At 44.8% G+C, this 8,067-nt stretch carries 6 protein-coding genes and 1 rRNA gene; 5 read left to right on the top strand and 2 right to left on the bottom strand.

Annotated features, from left to right (window positions below):
* Positions 1-267 precede the first annotated feature (267 nt).
* The 5 genes from ribF (at position 268) to FTV48_RS13495 (ending at position 5,865) form a co-directional block, all read left to right on the top strand.
* Positions 268-1,269: a bifunctional riboflavin kinase/FAD synthetase gene (gene ribF / locus FTV48_RS13515; RefSeq protein WP_180000678.1), complete on the top strand. Its 1,002-nt coding sequence runs from the start codon at positions 268-270 to the stop codon at positions 1,267-1,269.
* Positions 1,270-1,333: 64 nt separating this feature from the next.
* Entirely contained in the window at positions 1,334-4,180 is a 2,847-nt protein-coding gene (gene ileS, locus FTV48_RS13510; protein WP_100534571.1) for an isoleucine--tRNA ligase, read from the top strand.
* Entirely contained in the window at positions 4,173-4,712 is a 540-nt protein-coding gene (gene lspA, locus FTV48_RS13505) for a signal peptidase II (RefSeq protein ID WP_074383807.1), read from the top strand. Before ileS ends, lspA begins: the two co-directional genes overlap by 8 nt.
* A complete protein-coding gene (locus FTV48_RS13500; RefSeq protein WP_100354970.1) occupies positions 4,705-5,187 on the top strand; it encodes a peptidylprolyl isomerase in 483 nt (160 codons plus the stop codon). Before lspA ends, FTV48_RS13500 begins: the two co-directional genes overlap by 8 nt.
* A 135-nt stretch (positions 5,188-5,322) precedes the next feature.
* On the top strand, positions 5,323-5,865 hold the full coding sequence (locus tag FTV48_RS13495; RefSeq protein WP_100354971.1) for an NADPH-dependent FMN reductase: 543 nt from the start codon (positions 5,323-5,325) through the stop codon (positions 5,863-5,865).
* Between the two features lie 662 nt (positions 5,866-6,527).
* Here the strand turns inward: FTV48_RS13495 and FTV48_RS13490 are convergent.
* Both FTV48_RS13490 and rrf read right to left on the bottom strand, forming a co-directional pair.
* The gene (locus FTV48_RS13490; protein WP_180000676.1) at positions 6,528-7,700 is read right to left on the bottom strand and encodes a PQQ-dependent sugar dehydrogenase; all 1,173 of its coding nucleotides are present in this window, start codon (positions 7,698-7,700) and stop codon (positions 6,528-6,530) included.
* 248 nt (positions 7,701-7,948) lie between these two features.
* Positions 7,949-8,063, bottom strand: a 5S ribosomal RNA gene (rrf, locus tag FTV48_RS13485).
* Between the last annotated feature and the right edge of the window lie 4 nt (positions 8,064-8,067).

The following is an 8,067-nucleotide window of genomic DNA, read 5'->3' as shown; positions in this document are numbered from 1 at the left end:
CATGATGAGTGCCAGATTGGACATTTGAAATACCTGATACAAAGAAAAATACAAAGAAAAGCGCTGACATTAGAAAGCAAAATTCGCTGAATGAAAAGCAGGAATGCGCTGATCGGATCCATTTAAAGCGTCGAAAAACAATCTGATTTGATATTCAGGAAAATGAATTTTCAAGAAAAATATTGCATAAAAACACAACAACAAGACGAAACGGCGAGATTATGGCAATATATAGCCTCTCGATCTTTCCAAGCACTTGATTTGCCCATGCAGCTGCTCCGTCTAAATGCTTTAGCATCTCATTCTGAACTACCCAAAACGGCCTTGACGATCGGCAATTTTGACGGCGTGCATTTAGGTCATCAGGCGATGATCCGTCAGCTGCAACAGGTGGCTGAAGCACAGGGTTTAAAATCTGTTGTAATGATTTTTGAGCCGCAACCGCTTGAATATTTTAAGGGTTATGAAGCCCCACCGCGGATTTCATCCTTACGTGAAAAAGTCGAATACCTGACTGAACTCGGTGTGGACTATATTGCGGTGGCGAAATTCGATCATACTTTTCGCAGCCTGACTGCAGAAGCCTTTGCCGATATTTTAAAAGACAAACTCAATGCACAGCATCTGGTACTCGGTGATGACTTTCACTTCGGTAAAAACCGTCAGGGCAATAGCGAATTCCTGCGCAATTATGGTTTCCAAGTCACCAATTTAAGCACCATTGCTTTAGAGGGTGAACGGGTCAGTTCAACCCGGATTCGTCAAACTTTACAAGCAGGCGATTTAGCCCTTGCTGCCAAATTACTCGGCCGGCCTTATAGTATTACCGGACGGGTGCAATACGGCGATCAGATTGGCCGAACCATTGATTTCCCAACCATTAATGTACGACTGAACCGGCATAAGCCCTGTCTGAATGGCATTTATGGGGTTGAAGTCATCTGTGAAACTGAATCCCTCAGGGATAAAGTAAAACATGATCATGCTACTAAAACAGGCATTGCGGGTTATGACCCCACTGCCCTGTTTGGTGCGGGTCATGTGGGAACACGCCCAGCCATCAAACAAGCCCATCCAGAATGGCGATTAGAAGTACATTTTCCGGATGTTTCTGCTAATCTGTATGGCCTGTTAATGCGGGTGACGTTCTTAAACTATTTACATGGCGAAAAGGACTATCCTTCGCTTGAAGCGCTAAAAGCCGGAATTGATGATGATGTCGAGAAACTGCTGGAGTTTCGTCGAAATCATCCTACATTTCCCTTTTAATATCCCATATTTTTATTGTAAAACGTGTCAGTAACATAACTGATTAGATTGGAAGACGACTTGCATGAGCGATAAGCAAACTCCTGAAAATGCAGTGGACTATAAAGCCACGCTAAACCTCCCAGGTACTGAATTTGCAATGAAAGCAAATTTGGCAGTACGTGAAGCGAAATGGTTAGAAGAGTGGTATGCCGACAACATTTATCAGCAGATTCGTGCGTCGCGTATTGGCAAGAAAAAATATGTACTTCATGACGGCCCTCCCTATGCAAATGGTCAAATCCATTTGGGTCATGCGGTCAATAAAGTATTAAAAGACATCATCATCAAAAGCCGCGTGATGGATGGTTTTGATGCACCCTATGTACCGGGCTGGGACTGTCACGGTCTGCCAATCGAACTCAAAGTTGAAGAAAAAGTCGGTAAAGTCGGCGTCAAGGTAGATGCCTCTACCTTCCGTAAAGCCTGCCGTGAATATGCCTACACCCAAGTTGAACTGCAAAAGAAAGACTTCGTGCGTATGGGTGTATTCGGTGATTGGAACAACCCTTACCTGACCATGAACTTCAAACAGGAAGCGGACATCGTACGTTCATTGGGTGCGATTGCCAAAGCCGGTCATATCGAGCCGGGTCTGAAACCGGTGAACTGGTGTCTGGACTGTGGTTCATCTTTGGCTGAAGCTGAAGTTGAATATGAAGATAAAAAATCAGATGCCATTGATGTCGGTTTTACGGTGGTTGATTTAGCGGATTTATCTGCACGTTTGGGTGTAACTGTTAGTGATTCAACAGACATCGTCATCTGGACCACCACGCCTTGGACACTACCTGCCAACCAGGCCGTTGCCGTACATGCCGAAATTGAGTATCAACTGGTTAAAGCACGTGGTGACGAAAAAGCAGCACAAAACTTTATCCTGGCCAAAGATCTGGTGGAATCTGCAACTGAGCGTTATGGTTTTACTTCATTCGAAGTAATTGCAGGCTTTAGCGGTAGCAAACTTGAACACCTTGTTCTGCAACATCCTTTAATTAGCGATCGTCAGGTACCGGTCATTTTGGGCGAGCACGTGATTGCCACCAGTGGTACCGGTGCAGTACATACGGCTCCGGGTCATGGTGTGGACGACTATAAAGTGGGCTTATTGTACAACTTGAAAGTTGACAATCCAGTCGGCGGAAATGGGGTATATTTACCGACTTCGCCACTGTTTGCGGGTGAACACATTTATAAAGCCAATCCACAAATTATTGCGGCGCTGGGTGAAGCCAATAAGCTGTGGGCGCATAAGCCAATCAAGCATAGCTACCCACATTGCTGGCGTCATAAAACCCCGATTATCTTCCGTGCCACACCACAATGGTTTATCAGCATGGATGCCAAAGGCCTGCGTCAGGGCGCGTTGAATGCGATTGAAAATGACATCCAATTCGTTCCAGATTGGGGTAAAAACCGAATTCAGGCCATGATCGAAGGTCGTCCGGACTGGTGTATTTCACGTCAACGTACTTGGGGCGTGCCAATTCCGTTCTTCGTACATAAAGACACCAATGAATTGCACCCACGTACACCTGAATTGATCGAAATCGTAGCAAAACTGATTGAACAAGAAGGCATTGATGGTTGGTACAACCGTGATGCATCTGAATTCATCGGTGCGGACGCGGAGCAATACAATGCTGTACGCGATACGCTAGACGTTTGGTTCGACTCTGGTACCACCCATTATGCGGTACTGCGTGAACGTGAAGACTTAACTGATCCTGCTGATTTGTATCTTGAAGGTTCAGACCAGCACCGTGGCTGGTTCCAGTCATCGTTATTGACCTCGATTGCCATCAATGAACGCGCACCGTATAAAGGCTTGCTGACTCACGGTTTCGTGGTCGATGAAAAAGGCCGCAAGATGTCGAAATCAATCGGTAATGTAATCACACCGCAAGACATCATTAAAGATATGGGGGCAGACGGCTTGCGTTTCTGGATCGCCTCTGCGGATTACCGTTATGAAATGACCGCGGGTAAAGAAATCTTTAGCCGTGCATCCGATGGTTATCGTCGTATCCGTAACACCTTGCGTTTCTTGTTAGCGAACTTGAATGGCTTCAAACCTTCAACAGATGCATTACCAGTCGATCAGTTGATTGCACTGGATCAATACATCCTGCAACGTGCAGCGGAAGTTCAGAAAACCGTTCAGCAAGCTTATGAAGATATGAACTTCCATATCGTGACCAGCGCATTAACTAACTTCTGTATCAACGACCTCGGTGGTTTCTACCTCGACATCATCAAAGACCGTCAATACACCACCAAAGCGGACTCAAAAGCGCGTCATTCTGCACAAACTGCGTTGTATCATTTGGTACAGGCCTTTGTGCGCTGGATGGCACCGATCCTGAGCTTTACTGCACAAGAAGCATGGCCACTGATTCCTGAGCAATCAGAGAAATATGTATTCACCACTGAATGGTATGACATTCCGGTCGCGTCTACAGCCAACGTGATTTCAGAAGCAGAATGGCAAACCCTGATTGCGGTGAAGTCGGCCGTGAACAAGTTTATTGAAACTGCACGTGGTGCCAAAACAGTCGGCTCGAACCTGTCGGCGAAAGTTGAACTGTGGGCAACTGCAGAACTGAAAACCGTACTTGACCGTCTCGATGATGAATTACGCTTCGTTCTGATTACCTCGCAAGTGATCGTGAACGAGTTTGAGGCTACACAAGGTGAAGCCTCAGATCTTGAAGGGCTTAACGTGAAAGTCTCTGCGGCAGATGGCGAGAAATGTGTACGCTGCTGGCATGTGCTTCCGGATGTAAATACACATAGCTCACATCCAGGACTCTGTGGCCGTTGTATTATTAACCTTCCTACAGGCCAAGGCGAAGAGAGAAAATATGCCTAATACCCAGACTAAAAAGGGCTTATTCCAGTTCTATCCACATAATTTATGGTGGATTGGGCTGGCCATTGTGGCGATCATTCTGGATCAATGGACCAAATGGATTGCAGTGACGAATCTGAACTATGCAGATCCTATCCCTGTGCTGCCCTTTTTAAATTGGACACTATTGCATAACTATGGCGCTGCCTTTAGTTTTCTGTCCGATGCGGGTGGTTGGCAACGTTATTTCTTTACTTCACTGGCAGGGATTGTGTCTGTGATCTTTGTTTTTTGGCTAATGCGTATGCCAAAAAACATGAAGGTTTTACCGCTAGCAATTGCCCTGATTTTGGGTGGTGCAATCGGTAATTTAATCGACCGGGTCAGTCTCGGCTATGTGGTCGATTTTATTCATGTGTATTACCAGAACAGCCACTTCCCTGCTTTCAATATCGCAGACAGTGCCATCACGCTTGGCACTATTCTGATGCTAATTGATACCTTTTTCTTAGAAAAACATCGAATTCAACGGGCGCAAGCACAACATGACTGATTTTATTCATCCTAATGAAGAAACCCGGGTTGCAGACGGCTCTAAGGTCGAGCTGCATTTTTCTGTCGCGATCGAAAATGGTGTAGAAATTGACAATACCCGTAGCCGTGAAGCCCCGGTCAGCCTCACGATTGGCGATGGTAATTTATTGCCAGGCTTTGAAAAAGCACTGTTTGGTTTACGTGCCGGTGACCGTCGTACTGTAAGTCTGCCTCCGGAAGATGCTTTTGGTCCGTGGAATCCGGAAAACATCCAGAAGTTCGATACGGTGAAGTTTGGAGAACGTCCGATCGAGGGTCACATGATCGAGTTTGAAGACAAAGCCAAGGCGACCTTGTATGGTGTGGTACGTTCAGTCAATGATGACATCACCGAAGTGGACTTTAACCATCCACTGGCAGGCAAGAACATCACCTTTGAAGTGGAAATCTTTAAAGTAACCCCTGCCGGTCAGCAAGGCCTAAAGTTGATGTAAAACATCTGCTAATCGCATGATTTTTAAAAGCTCCTTCGGGAGCTTTTTTATACTCAGGATACAAATCATCTCTAGTCACCTCTCTGAAATCTGATTAATTTAATTGGATGATAAGAAACCCAGAAAGGAATAGGTATGAAAATTTATATTGTGGTCGGCAGTGTACGTGAGGGGCGTACCGCGCTTAAAGTGGCGCACTGGGTACTGCAGGAAATTAAAAGCTATGGTTTTAGTACGCTTGAAATTGAAATTGTCGATTTAAAAGAATGGGCTCTTCCACTCTTTAGCGGTGCTCATCCGCCACTGACCGGGATCTATGATCAGCCCAAACAGCAAGACTGGGCAGACAAAATTGCGCGCGGCGATGCCTTTATTTTTATCACACCTGAATATAATCATGGCTACAGCCCTGCGCTAAAAAATGCGCTGGATTACCTTGCCAAGGAATGGCAAGGCAAACCGGCAGCCTATATTGGTTATGGTGTCACCAACGGTTCACGTTCAATAGACCAGATTCGTCAGGTCGGGACTCAACTTGGACTGATCGATACCAATGCCGTGATTGAAATCCGTGACATCTTCGCAAGAAATAAGGATTATTCGTTCCAGGGCAATGAATTTGATACTAAAAATCTAAAAGTAGTGGTGGATAAATTAATTCAGTATGTCAGTGCTTGAGACTTTAGCCGACAGCATCGTAGGTTTTCGCCTACAGCGACCGCTGCATTTAGCGGCTATGTACTACGCTTAGTTAGGACTATAGTCACTACATAGACAGACAGGACGTCTGCAAAGCGATACGACAACAATAACAAGCGCAAATCAACAGGACGTTGACAGATTAGACAGGAGTCAGATCTGAGAAGCAAATCCAGAAAAGCCTCAACAGGATGTTGAGGCTTTTTTGTTTTTAAGCTTAGATCGTGCTCAAACTAAAATATTCAGGTTGGGTTTAATGATTCATTTAATAAAAATGATGGACTGCTGCTTTGGTTGAATAATCATTCTTTCACTGCTATTTTTGAAATTCACCTGTCAGCTTTGACCTACAATCGATGCAGTTAAATGCCCTATTGGGCTACACTACTTCGGGCTATATTCGAGTCATACCAAGACAGGCAGTCTTATCAGAAAAATAAAAATATTCACCAAGCAGGATGCTGATCGGTATAACAGACATTATACCTTTGCCAGAATATGAAAAGGCCTTCACAGGATGTCGAGGCCTTGTTCTTTCATATCAGGATCATCTTAAAAAATTTACTCAGGTCGTCAGCAAATCATGAGCATTCTGTCTCGCTCGATATTTCATGTTCAAATGCAGCCTTTCAAAAAAAGGATTAAGGTGCGGTCATTTTTAATAACTTGGCTTGCGTGCCATCCTGAATTATCCAAAGCGTACCATCACTGGCCTGAATCGCGCCACGAATCCGCTCCTTCATATCCACACGCTGGACTTCTTTGACCGGATTCTGTGTCGTATCCACAATCACAAGCGCCTTGGAAGACAAACCAGTCGTGATCGCTTTATTTTTCCATTGTGGAAATACATTTCCTGTATAAAACAACAGATCTGAAGGAGAAATGACCGGCGTCCAATCCAGTGCTGGCGCTTCAAATTCCGGGCGAGTAGCATGGTCTGGAATGGGCTTGCCATCATAATGATCACCATTTGACACCACTGGATAGCCATAATTTTTAGCTTTGATGATCTTATTCAGCTCATCCCCACCCTTCGGGCCCATTTCAATCACCCAGAACTGCCCCTGTGGATCAAAAGCCATGCCTAAAGGATTGCGGTGTCCAAGACTCCAGATCTGCTGGGCAATTTTACCCTGATTCATAAAAGGATTATCAGCAGGAATTGAACCGTCATCATTTAAACGAATAATTTTACCGGCATTGGACTGCATATCCTGTGCTGGAGTAAATTGCTGCCGTTCCCCTGAACCGATCCAGAGCTTACCATACGGTCCAAATACAATCCGGTGTGCATAATGTCCCTGCCCTGAAAATTTAGGGACTTGAGTCCAGATCCGTTCAATTTGAGTCAATTGAGGGGCAGTCTGGTTTAAATCCAGTTTGCCACGGATCACCACTGCGCCATAGCCACCCTGACCTTGTTCAGCATAGCTGAGATAGACCCACTGATTGTTTGCAAAATCCGGATGTAAAGCGACTTCACCCAAGCCTCCTTGGCCACCATAGGCAACTTGAGGAATACCTTTAACTTCGACTTTCTGCTTGGTACGTGGATCAAAAAGTTGTAATTTTCCTTTACGTTCGGTAATCAGTAAACGGCCATCTTTGAGTGATGCAATTGCCCACGGCTCATTAAATTGTGCCACCTGTGCGATCTTATATTTTTGTACATTTGAGGCTGTAGCTTCAGATTTAGAAGATGAGGTGGAAGCCTCTTGAATACTGCCAGAAGATGAGTTATCGGCATGACAGGCAGTCAATGCCAAAGCACAACAACTGAGTAAAATTTTTATTTTAAATTGCGCTACCATCATTTTCTCCACGCTTCTTTCTTCTCTAAATTAATATTACAATATAGAAGTCTTCATAGAAATTCAGCATAGAAAAGTAAACAGATATGTTTGCGCAACAGCAGAGACTCGTTTTATAGTATTTGAATGGCTTTGATTTTACTTTTGGATCTAGGATTTAAATACCTGCCTCAATTTCATCTACTTATAATACTATCCCATGCAAAAAAACACCCCCAAGCCTTGGCTTGAGGGTGTTTTGAATAATGAGCTGGCGATGACTTACTCTCACATGGGTAACCCCACACTACCATCAGCGCAAAGAGGTTTCACTTCTGAGTTCGGGAAGGGATCAGGTGGTTCACTCTTGCTATTGTCGCCAGCACAA

Source organism: Acinetobacter sp. YH18001 (assembly GCF_013416975.1).
GTDB lineage: Bacteria > Pseudomonadota > Gammaproteobacteria > Pseudomonadales > Moraxellaceae > Acinetobacter > Acinetobacter pseudolwoffii.
The sequence above is the reverse complement of the archived record's forward strand: the minus strand, read 5'-3'. Positions and strand labels throughout refer to the sequence as shown.

Bases quoted from the DNA above. Each gene is read 5' to 3' on its own strand.
- ribF (WP_180000678.1), top strand. From the start codon at position 268: ATGCAGCTGCTCCGTCTAAATGCTTTAGCATCTCATTCTGAACTACCC.
- ileS (WP_100534571.1), top strand. From the start codon at position 1,334: ATGAGCGATAAGCAAACTCCTGAAAATGCAGTGGACTATAAAGCCACG.
- lspA (WP_074383807.1), top strand. From the start codon at position 4,173: ATGCCTAATACCCAGACTAAAAAGGGCTTATTCCAGTTCTATCCACAT.
- FTV48_RS13500 (WP_100354970.1), top strand. From the start codon at position 4,705: ATGACTGATTTTATTCATCCTAATGAAGAAACCCGGGTTGCAGACGGC.
- FTV48_RS13495 (WP_100354971.1), top strand. From the start codon at position 5,323: ATGAAAATTTATATTGTGGTCGGCAGTGTACGTGAGGGGCGTACCGCG.
- FTV48_RS13490 (WP_180000676.1), bottom strand. From the start codon at position 7,700: ATGGTAGCGCAATTTAAAATAAAAATTTTACTCAGTTGTTGTGCTTTG.